9 protein-coding genes, 1 tRNA gene, 3 rRNA genes, 1 pseudogene and 1 other annotated feature are annotated in these 18,448 nt (G+C 45.1%); of the genes and pseudogenes, 8 read left to right on the forward strand and 6 right to left on the reverse strand.

The window, feature by feature from the left end; all coding sequences use genetic code 11:
• Positions 1-26 precede the first annotated feature (26 nt).
• Positions 27-320 carry a trp operon repressor gene (trpR, locus tag FLM53_RS10750; protein ID WP_004739494.1) on the forward strand — a complete coding sequence of 98 codons (294 nt, stop codon included), beginning with the start codon at positions 27-29 and terminating at the stop codon, positions 318-320.
• Positions 321-441: 121 nt separating this feature from the next.
• On the opposite strand, the gene yjjX is transcribed toward trpR, so the two are convergent.
• From yjjX to bamD, 6 genes and pseudogenes are all read right to left on the reverse strand, one after another.
• Complete coding sequence (gene yjjX / locus FLM53_RS10755; RefSeq protein WP_176682027.1) at positions 442-963, reverse strand: inosine/xanthosine triphosphatase; 522 nt, start codon at positions 961-963, stop codon at positions 442-444.
• Positions 911-3,320 (reverse strand): annotated as a pseudogene (locus tag FLM53_RS10760) (putative bifunctional diguanylate cyclase/phosphodiesterase). Before FLM53_RS10760 ends, yjjX begins: the two are co-directional and overlap by 53 nt.
• 333 nt (positions 3,321-3,653) lie before the next feature.
• The gene (pheA, locus tag FLM53_RS10765; protein ID WP_176682029.1) at positions 3,654-4,829 is read right to left on the reverse strand and encodes a prephenate dehydratase; all 1,176 of its coding nucleotides are present in this window, start codon (positions 4,827-4,829) and stop codon (positions 3,654-3,656) included.
• A 12-nt stretch (positions 4,830-4,841) separates the two neighbouring features.
• Positions 4,842-4,963, reverse strand: a sequence feature (Phe leader region).
• A 110-nt stretch (positions 4,964-5,073) separates the two neighbouring features.
• Positions 5,074-5,409, reverse strand: coding sequence for a ribosome hibernation-promoting factor, HPF/YfiA family (gene hpf / locus FLM53_RS10770; RefSeq protein WP_004735034.1), 336 nt, complete (start codon positions 5,407-5,409; stop codon positions 5,074-5,076).
• 408 nt (positions 5,410-5,817) lie between these two features.
• A complete protein-coding gene (locus FLM53_RS10775; protein ID WP_366942679.1) occupies positions 5,818-7,242 on the reverse strand; it encodes a lytic transglycosylase F in 1,425 nt (474 codons plus the stop codon).
• A 138-nt stretch (positions 7,243-7,380) separates the two neighbouring features.
• The gene (gene bamD / locus FLM53_RS10780) at positions 7,381-8,109 is read right to left on the reverse strand and encodes an outer membrane protein assembly factor BamD (protein ID WP_176682030.1); all 729 of its coding nucleotides are present in this window, start codon (positions 8,107-8,109) and stop codon (positions 7,381-7,383) included.
• Positions 8,110-8,246: 137 nt separating this feature from the next.
• Here bamD and rluD point away from each other — a divergent pair, with 137 nt between their 5' ends.
• The 7 genes from rluD (at position 8,247) to rrf (ending at position 18,404) form a co-directional block, all read left to right on the forward strand.
• The gene (rluD, locus tag FLM53_RS10785; protein WP_017629774.1) at positions 8,247-9,221 is read left to right on the forward strand and encodes a 23S rRNA pseudouridine(1911/1915/1917) synthase RluD; all 975 of its coding nucleotides are present in this window, start codon (positions 8,247-8,249) and stop codon (positions 9,219-9,221) included.
• A 2-nt stretch (positions 9,222-9,223) separates the two neighbouring features.
• The gene (gene pgeF, locus FLM53_RS10790) at positions 9,224-9,964 is read left to right on the forward strand and encodes a peptidoglycan editing factor PgeF (RefSeq protein ID WP_176682031.1); all 741 of its coding nucleotides are present in this window, start codon (positions 9,224-9,226) and stop codon (positions 9,962-9,964) included.
• 142 nt (positions 9,965-10,106) lie between these two features.
• Positions 10,107-12,680, forward strand: coding sequence for an ATP-dependent chaperone ClpB (clpB, locus tag FLM53_RS10795; protein WP_176682032.1), 2,574 nt, complete (start codon positions 10,107-10,109; stop codon positions 12,678-12,680).
• A gap of 581 nt (positions 12,681-13,261) precedes the next feature.
• Positions 13,262-14,816 (forward strand): 16S ribosomal RNA (locus FLM53_RS10800).
• Positions 14,817-14,892: 76 nt separating this feature from the next.
• Positions 14,893-14,968: transfer RNA gene (locus FLM53_RS10805), tRNA-Ala, on the forward strand.
• Positions 14,969-15,266: 298 nt separating this feature from the next.
• Positions 15,267-18,158 (forward strand): 23S ribosomal RNA (locus FLM53_RS10810).
• 130 nt (positions 18,159-18,288) lie between these two features.
• Positions 18,289-18,404: ribosomal RNA gene (gene rrf / locus FLM53_RS10815) — 5S ribosomal RNA — on the forward strand.
• The 16S, 23S and 5S rRNA genes sit together here with 1 tRNA gene alongside, the layout of an rRNA operon.
• Positions 18,405-18,448 lie beyond the last annotated feature (44 nt).

Raw genomic sequence — 18,448 nt, forward strand, 5'->3', positions numbered from 1 at the left:
CAGAATTTAAAAGTAAGTGTAGAGATATGGCATCACAACCTGAATATGATAATTGGCAACAACTAATGGATTTGGTAAAGACGGCTGTCGAAAAAGATCAGCATGAACTGTTGTTGACTATGATGATGACACCCGATGAGCGAGATGCTCTGGTTGCACGAATTAATATCTTTTGTGAGTTGATGAAAGGCGAGATGTCTCAAAGACAGGTAAGCCAAATGCTAGGAGTAGGTGTTGCGACAATTACTCGAGGCTCGAATGAGCTAAAAGCAAAATCGGAACAAGAGAAAGCCGTGATTGCGGATCTGCTGCTCAAATAGTCACTAAGTTGTGAGAGTAAGAATTCGATAAAAAAACGCTAACTGATTGTTAGCGTTTTTTTGTTTGTGAGCATCCATTTCAGCTCATTCATTTCATGTGCTCTTGAGCTCTAGCTACACACTAAATAGGAAAGTGCTCAGGATTCACAAATGGGATCAGCGCTAAGATTAAAGCTTGGTGATACACCGAGCTGCGAGACAGTTGGTTATGTGTCAGTAAGCCAATCGCACCGCTTTTCTGTTTGATATTGTCAGTACCAAACACTTCATCCATTACATCTCCCAGCTCGTTTGCATGCTCTAGCTTTTCAAGCACGGCTGGTGGCAACATCAAACTTGCTGAACGTGATTCGCCTCGTTGCCCGTTAGATTCAATCACCATCCATGCAAAGGTAACATTTCTTTCTATTCCAGCCTCTAGACCAACATAAAAATCAGAATTAGGCTGCGCTTTAGTAGCGTTATGCACACGGTTCACAGCACCTTGATAGGTTTCATCATTGCTCATCGGTTGATCTGCTACGCCACTTGGCACACTGACGCCAGTGAACTCAAAATCTGTATCTGGGAAAGCTGACTGAAACGCACTTTTAACAGCATTTATTTTTGCAGGGTTTAGCGAAGCAATGATGACGTTCTTCATGTATTGGATTCTTCTTGTTGTTGATTAAATCGAAGCTGATTAAAGCGAAGTTGATGCGATCGATACCATTTGTTGAGATCTTGCAGTGGCATAGGTTTACCAAAGTAATAGCCTTGCAACATGTCACACTGGGCGTCTTGTAACCATTTGTGCATCTCTTTAGTTTCGATGCCTTCAGCTGTAACGGTTTTGCCCTGTGCATGACACAGCTCTATCACGGGTTTAACTATGTTCTGATTGTCTGTTTCGATCAAGGTCTCTAAAAAGCCTTTATCCAATTTAATTTTCTGGGTTGGGTACTCAACCAACTGGGTTATGGATGTGTAGCCCGAACCAAAATCATCAATTGCTAATCGGTAGCCCATTCGAGACAGTTCGTTGAGCAGCGGGAAACCTTGTGAGTTTGAATAGAAAGTTTCGGTGATCTCAAAATCAATCAAACTTGGTGGGATGTTTTGAATCCCAGCATGTTGGTCAATAAATTCAGCGAGGTGCGTGGTTTCTATCCCAGCTGAAGACAAGTTGATTGATAATTGAATGGAGTGATCAAATTGAGCCTGCAGTTGATGAAACGAGGCGAATGCATTCTTAATCACCCAGCGGTCGACAAGCTCAAATAAACCGGTTTGTTCGGCTATCGGAATAAACTCATTCGGCGGAACCAATCCAAGATGACTTGATTCCCAACGCAGTAGTACCTCTACGCCAATAACCTCACGGCCACTTGAGTCCATATAAGGCATGTAAACAAGCTTAAACTCTTCATCAAAGTTCTTCTCTCTTAACGCTTGCTCGATGCTGGCTTGCCGTTGAATTGTTTTGTCTAAGTCTAGCGAGTAATCCGCAAACTGGTTCTTACCAGCACGCTTTGCTTGATACATCGCAGTATCGGCATTCGATAATAGCTTTTCGATCGAGTACCCATCATTCGGGTAGGTCGCGATGCCAATGCTGACGGTGATCGGAAAGCTACCCGACTCGGTAATAAACCCTTTTTGCAGCGGCTCTAATAGTTTTTCAGAGAAATCATGTGCCATGTTACCCGAATGAACAGGCGCATTGATATAAACAACAAATTCATCGCCAGACAAACGTGCAGGCATGCAGTGAGCACGGTACTTATCTTGATAAAGAGCACAAATGTCCGTGATGCGCTGGGCGAAGGACACCAGAATCGAATCACCGATCTGATGACCATATTTGTCGTTCACAAATTTGAAGTTATCTAAGTCGAGATAAAGCACCCAGGTATAGGTATTTGAATTCGGTTTAGGCAGAGATTGTTCAACGAATGATTGGAATTGACGTCGGTTGGCAATCTTGGTTAGTTGGTCGTTTTCTGCCAACACCTTCGTCTGCTGATAGGTGTTATCCAACTCTTGGTACATATCGTAAAAGCGTTGTGATAAACGGCCTAACTCATCATTCGTCCCCAAACGTTCAATGTTCTTTCTCTGTTTCTTTTCTACTTGCTGAAGTTGTTTGTCTAAACGTGTGATTGGGCTTATTACACAACGAGACAGAAGAATCAGTAGCAAGGTAACTGAAACAAATGCAGATAAAGCAAAAGACAGGCTGAGTTCATTCCAGATAGATTTGAGTTTGTTGTCTAACAAGAACTGTGCGGGATCGAGAGTGGCGTAAAGCTCTGGTGCAAGTTTTACGGTTTGGGTTAATTCATGCCCTAAAGTGACTGGTGCTGGGGTAAAGAACAAACTGGTTTGGTAGTCGAACTCTATCTGTTTCCGCAGTGAATTAAATTTATCGAGAGAGACTGACACCACCACAAAAAACACATTGTTGAGTTGATAGCTTATGGGTGTCGAAACCGTTTTTTTATCAAGCACCTCATAGTGAACCAACATCCCTTCGCCTTCGGAGTTTTGTATGTAGTTGGTGCTCGAAGTGGCTAAGGTTTCTTGATATTGATGGTCGATGAATTCCAACACTTTAGGATCCATCTTTGCGAAAGGATCACTATTATTTTCAGCGTAATAGCTGAGGGTTCGATCGCCATCGAGTAGGGCAAGCCCTGTAAAGCTGTCGTCGCCATCTTGCAGTAGTTGAATCGTCTCGTGGAGGTTATCAATCAGCTCAAGCTCACGGTTTGGATTATCATCAACCATAAAGTAGTTCTTAACCATGTCACTTTTGGTGAGGGTATAAGAGTAACTGTTTAGGAAAGATCGAGACTGACGAAAGTAACCAGCTAGCTTTTCCATGCTTAACTGCAGTGCATTGTCTTCACGTTTTATGAAGCTGCTTTTTTGCGTGGAGTAGATGATATAGCTAGAAGTCGCCGTACTGATCAGTATTACAGGGGCAATCAGAAGTAATATTTTCGTACTTAGCTTCATGGCTATTCACAACATTGTTTATAAATTTTAGCGCGTCAGTTTATGTTACTTGCGTGGAGCTCGCTATTTTTTAGACGATGTTCGGTGATTTCCTGTGAAGGGAGTAAGGTTTTGTCTTAATTGATAAAAAAGGCACTAGTGAGTTTTATTGTAGAAGGCCATAAAACGATAGTGGTCGGTACATATGCAGGGTCTGCGAAACAAATAAATTGTGTCTAAGGCGTGTTAGGTTAACTGTTTTTGGTTCGAATTGTATTTACTAGCTAATGAATAAAGCATTTGGCCTACTGTAGGCCAAATGCTCGTGAAGCTAAAATTCAGACTCGTTCAAAGTTATGACAACTTAACTTGCGTGGCTTTGATGTTTTCACTTGGGTAGCAGCCCAGAACCTTCAGATGACGAGTAATCGCTGTTAATTCAGTGATTGCTTGCTGCATATTGTCTGAATCTAGGTGGGCTTCTAGATCGACATAAAACATCTCTTCCCATGGGTTGCCCATGATAGGACGAGACTCTAGCTTAGTCATGTTTATACCCAAGCGTTGCAGAATCAGTAGTGTTTCTACCAAAGAACCTGCCTCTTGAGAAGTTGACATGATCAGTGTCGTTTTCGCAGGGATCTGAGTCGATACTTCAACAGGCTTACGAGCGACCACGATGAAACGTGTGTGGTTTTCTGTCTGGTTTGCAATGTTGCCTTGAATTGGCTGAAGTCCGTAAAGCTTGCCGCTAGATGCATTACCAATTGCTGCAACATCATCACCGTCCAGCTCTTTAACCTTTTTCATTGCGTCGGCTGTGCTTGCGCAAGATTCAAGAGTCACACCTTTGAGGCGGCTCAAGAACTCACTGCATTGTTGATGTGGTTGTGGATGCGAGTAAAGTGTTTTGATGTCTTCTAATCGGATATCACTTTTCGCCACTAGGCAGTGTTCGATTGGTTGAGAAAGCTCGCCAACGATGTAAAGCGTTGTGTGTTGTAGTAGGTCGTAGACTTCGTTAATCGAACCTGAGCTGGTGTTCTCAATAGGCAGTACACCGTAATCAGCATGGCCAGATTCTACCGTAGAGGCGACTTCCTTGAAGTGATTACAGTTTAGCTCAATCAATTCCATATTCTTGCGGCTGAAGTATTCTCGACTCGCAAGGTGAGAATAAGATCCCTTAGAGCCTAAGAATGCAACACGAGCCAATGGCTTGCGGCTTTGCGGATTCGCTAGGTTTTGTAAATATGACTGTTGCAGTAAAACAGAATCTTCGATGATGGTGTGAAACAGCTTAGTAATGTACTGCGCATCAAGTTCGTATTTATCTTTGCCGTTGTTGATCAGCTTTACTAATAGTTGTTGTTCTCTTACTGCATCACGAACTGGCTTTGATGTTTCTACCTTGCTTTTCGCAACTTCGATACTTAGCTTGCGACGCTCTGAAAGTAGGTTCAGTAGTTCGTCGTCTAAGTCATTAAGACGAAGGCGGATATCATCCAGTGAAATTGAGCGGTCAGTCATAAATGTGTCCTTATAAAAAAGCCTCCCTAGTGTGGGAGGCTTCTTGTTCGTTTTTGACTTGTTTTTCTAAAACGACTTAGCCTCCGATTTACGGAAGAAAAAAGAAGTCAAAAATAAACAAAAATTGAGTGTGCATAAAAAGTGATTGTTTTATGAATGTTTAAACACAATAAGCAAGCGAGCTACGAGCGTCAAGCAAAAAAATAGCGCCCTGAGGCGCTATTTTTTAATCTGTTATCTTTCCTTATTCTACTTCAGCTTCTAGCTCTTCGATTTCAGGCTTTTCAGCGCGGCGCGCTTCTGGTTTATGACGCAGCTTGTTGAGTTGACGCTCTAGTTTTTGTTCTACTTCGTTGATGGCAACGTAGAGGTCGTCATGGATTGATGAAGCAACAAGTTGGCCTTTTGGTACGGTTAGTACCGCTTCAAATTTCTTCTTCTTGTTTGGTTCTTCACTAAAGCTCGCTTGGCAGCCAATGATGTCTACTTGCCATTTATCCAGCTTCTTAAATTTGCTTTCTATGTGATCACGGATTGCAGAGGTAATGTCGATGTTTTTACCAGTGATGTTCATTTTCATAGAAGTTTTCCTCTGTTGTATCCCTCATGGGTTAACTTCAGATTACGACTTTTAGGAATAAAGAATGTGATCTAGATCTTGTTTTGGTCGGGTGTCATGATCATTAAAATCAAATGTGATCTCACGCAAGTCTTGGTATCTTTTTGTCGAAAAATGCTTGTTATCCCTATGAAAAACGATAACTTGGAGGCAAGGCTTCGCTAAAAATTAAAACGGTTTTTAGGGGCGTCTTACAGCTTATTGAAAGTGCTTGATGAAAATTTACTCAATACGCTTTCGTGATCGGAATCACACTCAAGACCTCTACGAATTTTATAAGCAAAAGCCGCATAAGTTTTCTTATGCGGCTTTTGTGTTTTTAGTCCGTTCTCAAGCGCTTGTTGTTATGGTTAATAGTGCCAATAGGCGTTAATCGTTGGTTTGCAGTAGTCTCGCGGTTCCGTTTTCTCGAGTAGCATTAATCGCCGCTAGCTGTTTGTAGATAACAAAGTAACGGTTGATATTAGCAACATAGGTTACAGGCTCTTTACTGACATATTTACGAGTGATGATTTCGACATTCTTGAACCAGATGTTGGGGTTATAGCCTTGTTTCTTGGCCAGTTGTCTCATCTTTCTGATTTTGGCTGGACCTGCATTATAAGCGGCCAAGGTGAAGTAGATCTGGTTGTCGGGGGAAATCGCCACGTCACTAAAATAGCGGTCCTTGATAAAGCGCATGTACTTCACGCCTGCGTGGATATTGTTGTCTACTTTATGGATATTCTTGATGTTGACGTTTTTATCTCGAGCTGTGCTAGGCAATACCTGCATCACACCAATGGCACCACGGTGAGAGACTTGGCTCTGATCAAGCCCTGACTCTTGAAAGCCCTGAGCCGACATCATTAAAGGGTCAAATTCGTATTTGCTAGAGTATTTCTCAAAGACATCCGCCAATTTAGCGACTCTGTCTACTTTATTTGGGTTGAGGGCTCGCCCTAACCAACGGGTGTTGTCGATGTACTTCTGGTAAATCACGTTCCCCAATAAGGTCCCAGTACGAGCTTTCTTAACGTATTTATTGATCTCTGCTTTGAGGATTGGGCTGTCTTTTCTCAGAGCCCACGCAATACGGCCATTCTCACGTAACGGTAAGTCGTTATGAACCTGAATGTTTTCCATTACATCGATCCACAGTTTAGCTTTATGGCTATCTAGGATTGTGCCTTGTATGTAGCCTTGGTTAACCAACTCTATCAGCTCATAGTCTTGCAGTGATTCTTCGATAAAGTGGACATGCAGTGGTGGTAAACCTAATTCGTTGAGCTCTTTATTCACCCTTTGCACACTCTCGAAGTAGCTTGAGCTCGCGCGTATCCAAACTTCCTTACCGCTCAACTGCTTGATTTCAGTGATAGGCGCTGACTTCTTCCCGGTGATAATGAGTTCTTTACCATCTTTAATCATAGGATCTGAGAAATCGATGCTTTCTAATCGTTTATCGGTGATCGTCAGGTTAGCTACGGCGACATCACCATAACCAGACTGTAAAGAGGGAAGCAGATCATCTCGCTGTACAGGGATGATTTGAACATTGAGGTAAGGGTGTTTCTTGCGAAGGCTTTTCTCAAAGTGGTAGAGCATTTCTGCCACGATACCTTTTGGCTTTCCATCTTCTATGTAGTAGAAGCCAAGATCAGCAGAAACCAGCACTCTAACCGTTCCTTTGGTTTTGAGTACATCTAAGTCGCCCATGTATGGCTTATTGCTCAATGGGGACAGTTCTAATGCGTGGGAAAATTGGCTAAATAGCACGATCCCGATAAGTAATAACAACCTACTCACATCCACACTCCATGTTGATGTTTTGTTAACAGTTATTTATTGAAGATACCGTGTATTGTGCGATTCATCAAGTTGCGAAATCCAGTTGAAAAAAAGCGCGCTAGTTAATTAGCGCGCTTTTTTGATTGATATGTAAATTGTTGATTAAGGGAGTGGGTTTAACTCAATCAACTTTTCTGTTCTTGAAACTGCGTCTTCTAGGCCCAGTTGTTTGTAGGCTTCGAGCTGTATTTTCAAAGATTTACGCGCTGCAATGGTGTCAGGGTAAGTCTTTTGCAGTTCTTGAGTTCTGTTAACTGCAGCAATCCAAGCTTCACGGCGTAAGTAGAAATCCGCTGTTGCTAAGTCGTATTCCGCTAGGCGGTTCTTCAGTGCGAACATACGTTTTTGTGCATCTTCCGCGTAAGGGCTTGCTGGGAAACGCTCAAGTAGTCGCTTGAAGTCAGCAAAAGCAAGCTTCACTGGCTCTGGATCTCGGTCACTACGATCGATATTAAAAATATCGTGCATGAAGTTTCGATCTTGTGCCATGTGCGTTAGGCCGCGCATGTAAAGAACCCAGTCTTGTTTCTCATGAGTTGGGTTTAAACGCAGGAATCGTGAAATGGTCGCAAGGCCAAGAGCCAAGTCATCATTTTTATAGTAAGCGTAAATCAGATCGAGCTGTACTTGCTCAGAATAGGCGCCGAATGGGTAACGAGAGTCTAGGGCTTCTAGCTTTTCGATTGCAGAAAGCCAGCTACCGCTCTGCAGTGATTCTTGAGCGTCAGAGTAGAGAACCGATGGTGGTACATCTGGCACTATCTCTTCACTACTTGAACAGCCAACCAAGAGTGATACGGCTAATAGACCCGATAAAGTAAGGTGTTTCATGTCAGGCGTCGATTCCTTGAATTAAATATTTCGTAAGCTTCCGTTACTTTCTAACCAGTAACAGATACAATGATGCAATTATTCTATTTTATCCATACTAATGGGTATTAGTCTCACGGTTTTTAAAAAAGTTCGATATGGCTCAGCAGATCACATTAACAGACACAGTAAAAAGCAGCCAGTTAGGTCAACGTTTAGACCAAGCTGTCGCTGAACTATTTACCGATTTTTCTCGCTCTCGTATTAAAGAGTGGCTTCTCGACGGCAAAATCCAAGTGGATGGCGAAGTTATCACTAAGCCGCGCGTTAAGGTTATGGGCGGTGAAGAGATCATCTTGCAAGCTGAACTTGCAGATGAAGAGCGCTGGGAAGCACAAGACATTCCTCTAGACATTGTCTACGAAGATGACGACTTATTGGTTATCAACAAGCCTCGCGATTTTGTTGTTCACCCTGGAGCAGGTACGCCGGATGGAACCGTGCTAAACGCGTTACTGCACCACTACCCACAAATTGCTGAAGTACCTCGTGCAGGTATTGTGCACCGTCTTGATAAAGATACAACCGGTCTTATGGTTGTCGCTAAAACGGTTCCAGCTCAAACTCGTCTTGTACGTGCACTGGCTAAGCGTCGCATTACTCGTGAATACGAAGCGATTGCCATCGGTAAAATGACTGCTGGTGGTGTGGTAGAAAAAGGCATTAGCCGTCACGCAACTAAGCGTACGTTAATGGCGGTAAATGAAGTTGGTAAGCCTGCGGTAACTCACTACCGTGTTGCTGAGCACTTCCGCGAACATACGCGTATTCGTCTGCGTCTAGAAACAGGCCGTACTCACCAAATCCGTGTTCACATGTCATACCTTCAGCACCCGCTGCTAGGTGATGTGGCGTACGGTGGTCGTGCACGCATTCCAAAAGGTGCATCTGAAGAACTAACGACAATGATTCGTTCTTTTGACCGTCAGGCACTGCACGCGGTTATGCTTAAATTTGTTCACCCAATTACAGGTGAAGAAGTTGAGTTCCACGCTCCAGTACCAAATGACATGGTTGTGATGGCTGAAGCGTTACGTGTTGATGCTCGCGAAAATCTAGAAGACGACATTTAATCATGTCAATGATCATCCCTAACTGGAATGCGCCTAAAAACGTGAAGGCATTTGCTTCGACACGTTTCGAGGGCTTTTCAATGGGTGCGTATCAAGGGTTAAACCTAGGTACGCATGTTGGGGATGATGCTTCGCTTGTTGAAAAAAACCGAGTATGGCTTAAGCAACAAGCGAATATGCCTGTTTCACCAGTCTGGTTAAATCAAACTCACTCAACGGATGTTGTTACGGTTTTAGAGCCAACGACGGATATTCTCGATGCTGATGGTGCATTTACCACGGCCACGGGTGTTGTCTGTTCTGCAATGACAGCTGATTGTTTGCCAGTCATTCTTACTGATACCAAAGGCATTCAAGTCGCTGCTGTTCATGCAGGTTGGCGTGGTCTTGCTGGTGGTATTCTTGAAAATGCAGTCGCAAAGTTTTCAAACCTCGATTCAGATAACCAAATTATGGCTTGGCTTGGTCCTGCTATTGGTAAAGATGCGTTTGAGGTTGGTGATGACGTGCTAGAAGCTTTTGTTAATTTTGACCCTCAAGCTCAATCAGCATTTCAAGCCAAAGCTGAACCAGGAAAATGGCTAGCGAACATGTCTCAACTTGCAACACAAAGACTCGCGAAAGTGGGCGTGTCACAAGTGACAGACTCGAATCTATGTACATACGCAGATTCAGACGCTTTCTATTCCTATCGCCGCGATGGCATCACTGGGCGTCAGGCTACTTTTATTTGGTTAGACTAACCTCTAACTAGTGCAACTACTCATCCAGCTCATTTATATTTTTAGATAAGCTCTATTCTTCATTCTTATCCCTTGAAAATCTGCGTTACCGTATCCATCTTCTAACCATAAGATAAACATATCTAAGAGTAGGAAGGTTGGCATGCGTCTCGATCGATTCACTAGTAAATTCCAAATTGCGATATCTGATGCTCAGTCGCTCGCATTAGGTCGTGATCACCAATATATAGAACCTGTACACCTAATGGTGTCTTTGCTTAATCAAGATGGCAGTGCAATTCGCCCATTGCTGACCATGTTGAATATTGATGTGGTTCAATTGCGTTCAAAGCTAAGCGAAATATTAGATCGTGTACCAAAAGTAAGTGGTATCGGTGGTGATGTTCAGCTGTCGAATGCAATGGGCACGTTATTCAACCTATGTGATAAGGTCGCGCAAAAGCGCCAAGACAGTTACATATCTTCAGAAGTCTTCCTACTTGCTGCGATTGAAGACAAAGGTCCTTTAGGCAACTTGCTTAAGGAGCTTGGTCTTACTGAGCAAAAATTATCTCAAGCTATTGAGCAAGTTCGCGGTGGTCAGAAGGTCGATGACCCAAATGCTGAAGACAGACGCCAAGCATTAGAGAAGTTCACCATTGATCTGACTGAAAGAGCAGAGCAAGGCAAACTCGATCCTGTGATTGGCCGAGATGATGAAATTCGTCGCACTATCCAAGTACTTCAGCGTCGTACCAAGAACAATCCTGTCATTATTGGCGAACCTGGTGTTGGTAAAACCGCGATTGTGGAAGGTTTGGCTCAACGCATTATCAATAATGAAGTACCAGAAGGTTTAAGAGGCCGACGTGTGCTTTCGTTAGATATGGGCTCTTTAGTTGCGGGCGCTAAATATCGTGGTGAATTTGAAGAGCGCTTGAAATCGGTTCTTAATGAATTGTCTAAAGAAGAAGGCAATATCATTCTCTTTATCGATGAAATTCACACCATGGTCGGTGCTGGTAAAGGTGAAGGCTCTATGGATGCGGGTAACATGCTTAAACCAGCATTGGCTCGTGGTGAATTACATTGTGTAGGCGCGACAACCCTTGATGAATATCGCCAATATATAGAGAAAGACCCTGCATTGGAGCGTCGATTCCAGAAAGTACTGGTCGATGAGCCAACAGTTGAAGACACGGTAGCAATCCTTCGTGGCCTGAAAGAGCGCTACGAACTTCACCATCATGTTGAAATTACTGACCCAGCAATCGTGGCTGCGGCAACGTTATCTCATCGATACGTTTCTGATCGTCAATTACCAGACAAAGCGATTGACCTGATTGATGAAGCGGCTTCAAGCATCCGTATGCAGATCGATTCAAAACCTGAATCTCTGGATAAGCTTGAACGCAAGATCATTCAATTGAAGATCGAGCAGCAAGCTCTGACTAACGAAAATGACGAAGCCAGTGAAAAACGTCTTCGTACATTACAAGCAGAGCTTTCAGATAAAGAAAGAGATTTTGCAGAGCTTGAAGAAGTTTGGAATGCAGAGAAAGCGGCATTGTCTGGCACACAACATATCAAGTCAGAGTTAGAACAAGCTCGTATGGATATGGATTTTGCAAGACGTGCTGGTGATCTTAACCGAATGTCTGAATTGCAATATGGCCGAATCCCTGAATTAGAGAAGCAGCTAGATCTCGCGACTCAAGCTGAAATGCAAGAAATGACCTTATTACGTAATAAGGTTACCGACGCAGAAATTGCAGACGTGCTATCTAAGCAAACGGGTATCCCAGTTTCCAAAATGTTAGAAGCGGAGAAAGAGAAGCTTCTTAAAATGGAAGGTGTTCTGCATAAACGTGTCATCGGTCAAGCAGAGGCGGTGGAAGTGGTTTCGAACGCGATTCGTCGTAGCCGCGCAGGTTTGTCTGATCCGAATAAGCCTATTGGTTCCTTCCTATTCCTTGGGCCTACCGGGGTTGGTAAAACCGAACTTTGTAAAACACTCGCTAACTTTATGTTTGATAGCGATGATGCGATGGTTCGTATCGACATGTCTGAATTCATGGAGAAGCATTCAGTCGCTCGTTTGGTCGGCGCGCCTCCAGGTTATGTTGGGTATGAAGAAGGTGGTTACTTAACAGAAGCTGTGCGTCGCAAGCCTTATTCAGTGATTTTGTTGGATGAAGTAGAGAAAGCGCACCCGGATGTTTTCAATATCTTGTTGCAGGTTCTTGATGACGGTCGCTTAACCGATGGTCAGGGGCGCACGGTCGACTTCAGAAACACGGTAGTGATCATGACATCTAACCTTGGCTCTTCAAGAATCCAAGAGAACTTCAACACACTCGACTATCAAGGAATAAAGAATGAGGTGATGGAAGTCGTAGGTAAGCATTTCCGTCCGGAGTTTTTAAACCGTGTTGATGAAAGTGTTGTGTTCCACCCACTAGGCCAAGAACACATTCAATCTATTGCTTCTATCCAGCTTGAGCATCTTAAAAAGCGTATGGAAGATAACGGTTATGAACTTGAAGTGTCGGAAAAAGCGCTTAAGCTGATTTCTCAAGTTGGCTTCGACCCGGTATATGGTGCACGACCGTTGAAAAGAGCGATTCAACAGAGTGTTGAGAACCCGCTAGCGAAAGCGATACTGGCTGGAAAAATAAACCCAGAGAAAAAAGTACAACTATTAGTAAATAACGACAGAATTATTGCTCACCAATAGTTAAAGCACGAACGGTAGGTACGATTAGCTAAAATTAAGGCGTAATCGTACCTATTTTGAACGCTTTGTGTGAATAGTGTTCGAACGGTCGCCAGTGGCGGCTTTTTTTCGTTTTTGGCCTTGTGCAAAGGATTATTCTCTCTATAATGCGCCTCCGTTGCCAAGGATAACCAAGCGGTTTGAACTGAGTAACAAGACGGAACTAAGCATTTAAGATGCTTTGAAAAAATAGCTGGAAAAAGTGTTTGACACTGGAACCCAATTCGCTAGAATGGCCGTCCACTTCGAGAGGCTCCTTACTGAAAGGAACGCTCAACAAGTAAAGCTCTTTAACAATTTAAACCTATCAATCTGTGTGGGCACTCGTTGATGAATATCAAAACGTTATTACTTAGGTAATAGCAGTTACTTCGGTAACGCAATGATTTCAATGAGCTGAGTGACCAATACAAATAATTACTTTCTATATAGAGAGGGGTTATTTGGCACAGTCAATTCATTATCATTCTGTTGGAATGGTAATAGCTTTAGAATTACTTTTTGTAGTTTTGAAGTCAGTATTCGTTGAGTCACAAAATCTTAAATTGAAGAGTTTGATCATGGCTCAGATTGAACGCTGGCGGCAGGCCTAACACATGCAAGTCGAGCGGAAACGACACTAACAATCCTTCGGGTGCGTTAATGGGCGTCGAGCGGCGGACGGGTGAGTAATGCCTAGGAAATTGCCTTGATGTGGGGGATAACCATTGGAAACGATGGCTAATACCGCATAATGCCTACGGGCCAAAGAGGGGGACCTTCGGGCCTCTCGCGTCAAGATATGCCTAGGTGGGATTAGCTAGTTGGTGAGGTAATGGCTCACCAAGGCGACGATCCCTAGCTGGTCTGAGAGGATGATCAGCCACACTGGAACTGAGACACGGTCCAGACTCCTACGGGAGGCAGCAGTGGGGAATATTGCACAATGGGCGAAAGCCTGATGCAGCCATGCCGCGTGTATGAAGAAGGCCTTCGGGTTGTAAAGTACTTTCAGTTGTGAGGAAGGGGGTAGCGTTAATAGCGCTATCTCTTGACGTTAGCAACAGAAGAAGCACCGGCTAACTCCGTGCCAGCAGCCGCGGTAATACGGAGGGTGCGAGCGTTAATCGGAATTACTGGGCGTAAAGCGCATGCAGGTGGTTCATTAAGTCAGATGTGAAAGCCCGGGGCTCAACCTCGGAACTGCATTTGAAACTGGTGAACTAGAGTACTGTAGAGGGGGGTAGAATTTCAGGTGTAGCGGTGAAATGCGTAGAGATCTGAAGGAATACCAGTGGCGAAGGCGGCCCCCTGGACAGATACTGACACTCAGATGCGAAAGCGTGGGGAGCAAACAGGATTAGATACCCTGGTAGTCCACGCCGTAAACGATGTCTACTTGGAGGTTGTGGCCTTGAGCCGTGGCTTTCGGAGCTAACGCGTTAAGTAGACCGCCTGGGGAGTACGGTCGCAAGATTAAAACTCAAATGAATTGACGGGGGCCCGCACAAGCGGTGGAGCATGTGGTTTAATTCGATGCAACGCGAAGAACCTTACCTACTCTTGACATCCAGAGAAGCCAGCGGAGACGCAGGTGTGCCTTCGGGAGCTCTGAGACAGGTGCTGCATGGCTGTCGTCAGCTCGTGTTGTGAAATGTTGGGTTAAGTCCCGCAACGAGCGCAACCCTTATCCTTGTTTGCCAGCGAGTAATGTCGGGAACTCCAGGGAGACTGCCGGTGATAAACCGGAGGAAGGTGGGGACGACGTCAAGTCATCATGGCCCTTACGAGTAGGGCTACACACGTGCTACAATGGCGCATACAGAGGGCTGCAAGCCAGCGATGGTGAGCGAATCCCAAAAAGTGCGTCGTAGTCCGGATTGGAGTCTGCAACTCGACTCCATGAAGTCGGAATCGCTAGTAATCGTAGATCAGAATGCTACGGTGAATACGTTCCCGGGCCTTGTACACACCGCCCGTCACACCATGGGAGTGGGCTGCAAAAGAAGTGGGTAGTTTAACCTTTCGGGGAGGACGCTCACCACTTTGTGGTTCATGACTGGGGTGAAGTCGTAACAAGGTAGCCCTAGGGGAACCTGGGGCTGGATCACCTCCTTATACGAAGATATTCACGATAAGTGTCCACACAGATTGATGGTTTAATAAGTTAAGAGTAGGAAATACTTTTCCAGATGGGGCTATAGCTCAGCTGGGAGAGCGCCTCGCTGGCAGCGAGGAGGTCTGCGGTTCGATCCCGCATAGCTCCACCATCTTTAAGTGTTCTTCCTTAAGAATCTTTAAAAATGGTTATTTCTTTTGAAATATCTAGCTCTTTAACAATTTGGAAAGCTGACTGATTGATTACTTACGAGTAATTCAATCAAATTTAAAAGTTCTCAATGTTTATCTTTTGATAAACACAACAAACACATTCAAGTGTCTTGTATTCGATTCAAACTTGTTTGAATCACATTGAGTCCGGCAAACAGTCATTGAGAATTAACCCTTCTTAATGACAACCAAAAACCTTGGTTAGTTGCCATACATTAAGACCCTTTCGGGTTGTATGGTTAAGTGACTAAGCGTACACGGTGGATGCCTTGGCAGTCAGAGGCGATGAAAGGCGTAATAACTTGCGATAAGCCCAGATTAGGTAGTAATAACCTTTAAGTCTGGGATTCCTGAATGGGGAAACCCACTTACATAAGTAAGTATCCTGTTGTGAATACATAGCAACAGGAGGCAAACCGGGGGAACTGAAACATCTAAGTACCCCGAGGAAGAGAAATCAACCGAGATTCCGAAAGTAGCGGCGAGCGAAATTGGATTAGCCCTTAAGCTTTTAATGAGACAGATGAAGGCTCTGGAAAGTGCCGCAGTAAAGGGTGATAGCCCCGTAATCGACATCTCATCATCAGTGAAAACGAGTAGGGCGGGACACGTGATATCCTGTCTGAATATGGGGGGACCATCCTCCAAGGCTAAATACTACTGACTGACCGATAGTGAACCAGTACCGTGAGGGAAAGGCGAAAAGAACCCCTGTGAGGGGAGTGAAATAGAACCTGAAACCGTGTACGTACAAGCAGTAGGAGCACCTTCGTGGTGTGACTGCGTACCTTTTGTATAATGGGTCAGCGACTTAATTTTAGTAGCAAGGTTAACCGTTTAGGGGAGCCGTAGGGAAACCGAGTCTTAACTGGGCGTACAGTTGCTAGGATTAGACCCGAAACCAGGTGATCTAGCCATGGGCAGGTTGAAGGTTGAGTAACATCAACTGGAGGACCGAACCGACTAATGTTGAAAAATTAGCGGATGACTTGTGGCTAGGGGTGAAAGGCCAATCAAACCTGGAGATAGCTGGTTCTCCCCGAAAGCTATTTAGGTAGCGCCTCGGACGAATACTACTGGGGGTAGAGCACTGTTAAGGCTAGGGGGTCATCCCGACTTACCAACCCTTTGCAAACTCCGAATACCAGTAAGTACTATCCGGGAGACACACGGCGGGTGCTAACGTCCGTCGTGGAGAGGGAAACAACCCAGACCGCCAGCTAAGGTCCCAAAGTATAGCTAAGTGGGAAACGATGTGGGAAGGCTCAGACAGCCAGGATGTTGGCTTAGAAGCAGCCATCATTTAAAGAAAGCGTAATAGCTCACTGGTCGAGTCGGCCTGCGCGGAAGATGTAACGGGGCTAAGCTATACACCGAAGCTGCGGCTACGTACCTTAGGGTATGTGGGGTAGGGGAGCGTTCTGTAAGCCGTTGAAGGTGGTCTGTAAGGGCTGCTGGAGGTATCAGAAGTGCGAATGCTGACATGAGTAACGATAAAGGGAGTGAAAAACTCCCTCGCCGGAAGACCAAGGGTTCCTGTCCAACGTTAATCGGGGCAGGGTAAGTCGACTCCTAAGGCGAGGCCGAAAGGCGTAGTCGATGGGAAACGGGTTAATATTCCCGTACTTCTTACAATTGCGATGGGGGGACGGAGAAGGCTAGGTGGGCCTGGCGACGGTTGTCCAGGTTCAAGTATGTAGGCGGAAAGTTTAGGTAAATCCGGACTTTCTTAACGCTGAGATACGATGTCGAGCTACTACGGTAGTGAAGTCATTGATGCCATGCTTCCAGGAAAAGCCTCTAAGCTTCAGATTGTAAGGAATCGTACCCCAAACCGACACAGGTGGTCGGGTAGAGAATACCAAGGCGCTTGAGAGAACTCGGGTGAAGGAACTAGGCAAAATGGTACCGTAACTTCGGGAGAAGGTACGCTCTTATCAGTGAAGTCCCTTGCGGATGGAGCAGACGAGAGTCGCAGATACCAGGTGGCTGCAACTGTTTATTAAAAACACAGCACTGTGCAAAATCGTAAGATGACGTATACGGTGTGACGCCTGCCCGGTGCCGGAAGGTTAATTGATGGGGTTAGACTTCGGTCGAAGCTCTTGATCGAAGCCCCGGTAAACGGCGGCCGTAACTATAACGGTCCTAAGGTAGCGAAATTCCTTGTCGGGTAAGTTCCGACCTGCACGAATGGCGTAATGATGGCCACGCTGTCTCCACCCGAGACTCAGTGAAATTGAAATCGCTGTGAAGATGCAGTGTACCCGCGGCTAGACGGAAAGACCCCGTGAACCTTTACTACAGCTTGGCACTGAACATTGAACCTACATGTGTAGGATAGGTGGGAGACTTTGAAACCGCGTCGCTAGATGTGGTGGAGTCGTCCTTGAAATACCACCCTTGTAGTTTTGATGTTCTAACGTTGGTCCCTGAATCGGGATTACGGACAGTGCCTGGTGGGTAGTTTGACTGGGGCGGTCTCCTCCCAAAGAGTAACGGAGGAGCACGAAGGTGGGCTAAACACGGTTGGACATCGTGTGGTTAGTGCAATGGCATAAGCCCGCTTGACTGCGAGAATGACAATTCGAGCAGGTGCGAAAGCAGGTCATAGTGATCCGGTGGTTCTGAATGGAAGGGCCATCGCTCAACGGATAAAAGGTACTCCGGGGATAACAGGCTGATACCGCCCAAGAGTTCATATCGACGGCGGTGTTTGGCACCTCGATGTCGGCTCATCACATCCTGGGGCTGAAGTCGGTCCCAAGGGTATGGCTGTTCGCCATTTAAAGTGGTACGCGAGCTGGGTTTAGAACGTCGTGAGACAGTTCGGTCCCTATCTGCCGTGGGCGTTGGAAAATTGAAGGGGGCTGCTCCTAGTACGAGAGGACCGGAGTGGACGAACCTCTGGTGTTCGGGTTGTCATGCCAATGGCATTGCCCGGTAGCTAAGTTCGGAATCGATAACCGCTGAAAGCATCTAAGCGGGAAGCGAGCCCTGAGATGAGTTTTCCCTGACGCTATAAGCGTCCTTAAGGGTTGTTCAAGACTAGAACGTTGATAGGCAGGGTGTGTAAGTGCTGCGAGGCATTGAGCTAACCTGTACTAATTGCCCGTGAGGCTTAACCATACAACACCCAAGGGGTTTTGTGGACTCAAAGACAGACCTTGAATGAGTTTGAAGAGACTTTTAAATTACAGTTTTCCAGATTATTTTGCCTTCAGTTTTTAAAAAAAGCTGAAAGTAAAAGCAAAATTTGCTTGGCGACCATAGCATTGTGGACCCACCTGATTCCATGCCGAACTCAGAAGTGAAACACAATAGCGCCGATGGTAGTGTGGGGCTTCCCCATGTGAGAGTAGGACATCGCCAGGCTTTAAATTATGAACGACTTGTCAGCGACGACAAGTAGTCCACTG

This window comes from Vibrio sp. Scap24, assembly GCF_013394185.1.
Classification (GTDB): Bacteria; Pseudomonadota; Gammaproteobacteria; order Enterobacterales; family Vibrionaceae; genus Vibrio; species Vibrio pomeroyi.

What these genes read in the sequence shown, in the direction of transcription:
- trpR (WP_004739494.1), top strand. Translation starts at nt 27, where the DNA reads ATGGCATCACAACCTGAATATGATAATTGGCAACAACTAATGGATTTG.
- yjjX (WP_176682027.1), bottom strand. Translation starts at nt 963, where the DNA reads ATGAAGAACGTCATCATTGCTTCGCTAAACCCTGCAAAAATAAATGCT.
- pheA (WP_176682029.1), bottom strand. Translation starts at nt 4,829, where the DNA reads ATGACTGACCGCTCAATTTCACTGGATGATATCCGCCTTCGTCTTAAT.
- hpf (WP_004735034.1), bottom strand. Translation starts at nt 5,409, where the DNA reads ATGAAAATGAACATCACTGGTAAAAACATCGACATTACCTCTGCAATC.
- bamD (WP_176682030.1), bottom strand. Translation starts at nt 8,109, where the DNA reads ATGAAACACCTTACTTTATCGGGTCTATTAGCCGTATCACTCTTGGTT.
- rluD (WP_017629774.1), top strand. Translation starts at nt 8,247, where the DNA reads ATGGCTCAGCAGATCACATTAACAGACACAGTAAAAAGCAGCCAGTTA.
- pgeF (WP_176682031.1), top strand. Translation starts at nt 9,224, where the DNA reads ATGTCAATGATCATCCCTAACTGGAATGCGCCTAAAAACGTGAAGGCA.
- clpB (WP_176682032.1), top strand. Translation starts at nt 10,107, where the DNA reads ATGCGTCTCGATCGATTCACTAGTAAATTCCAAATTGCGATATCTGAT.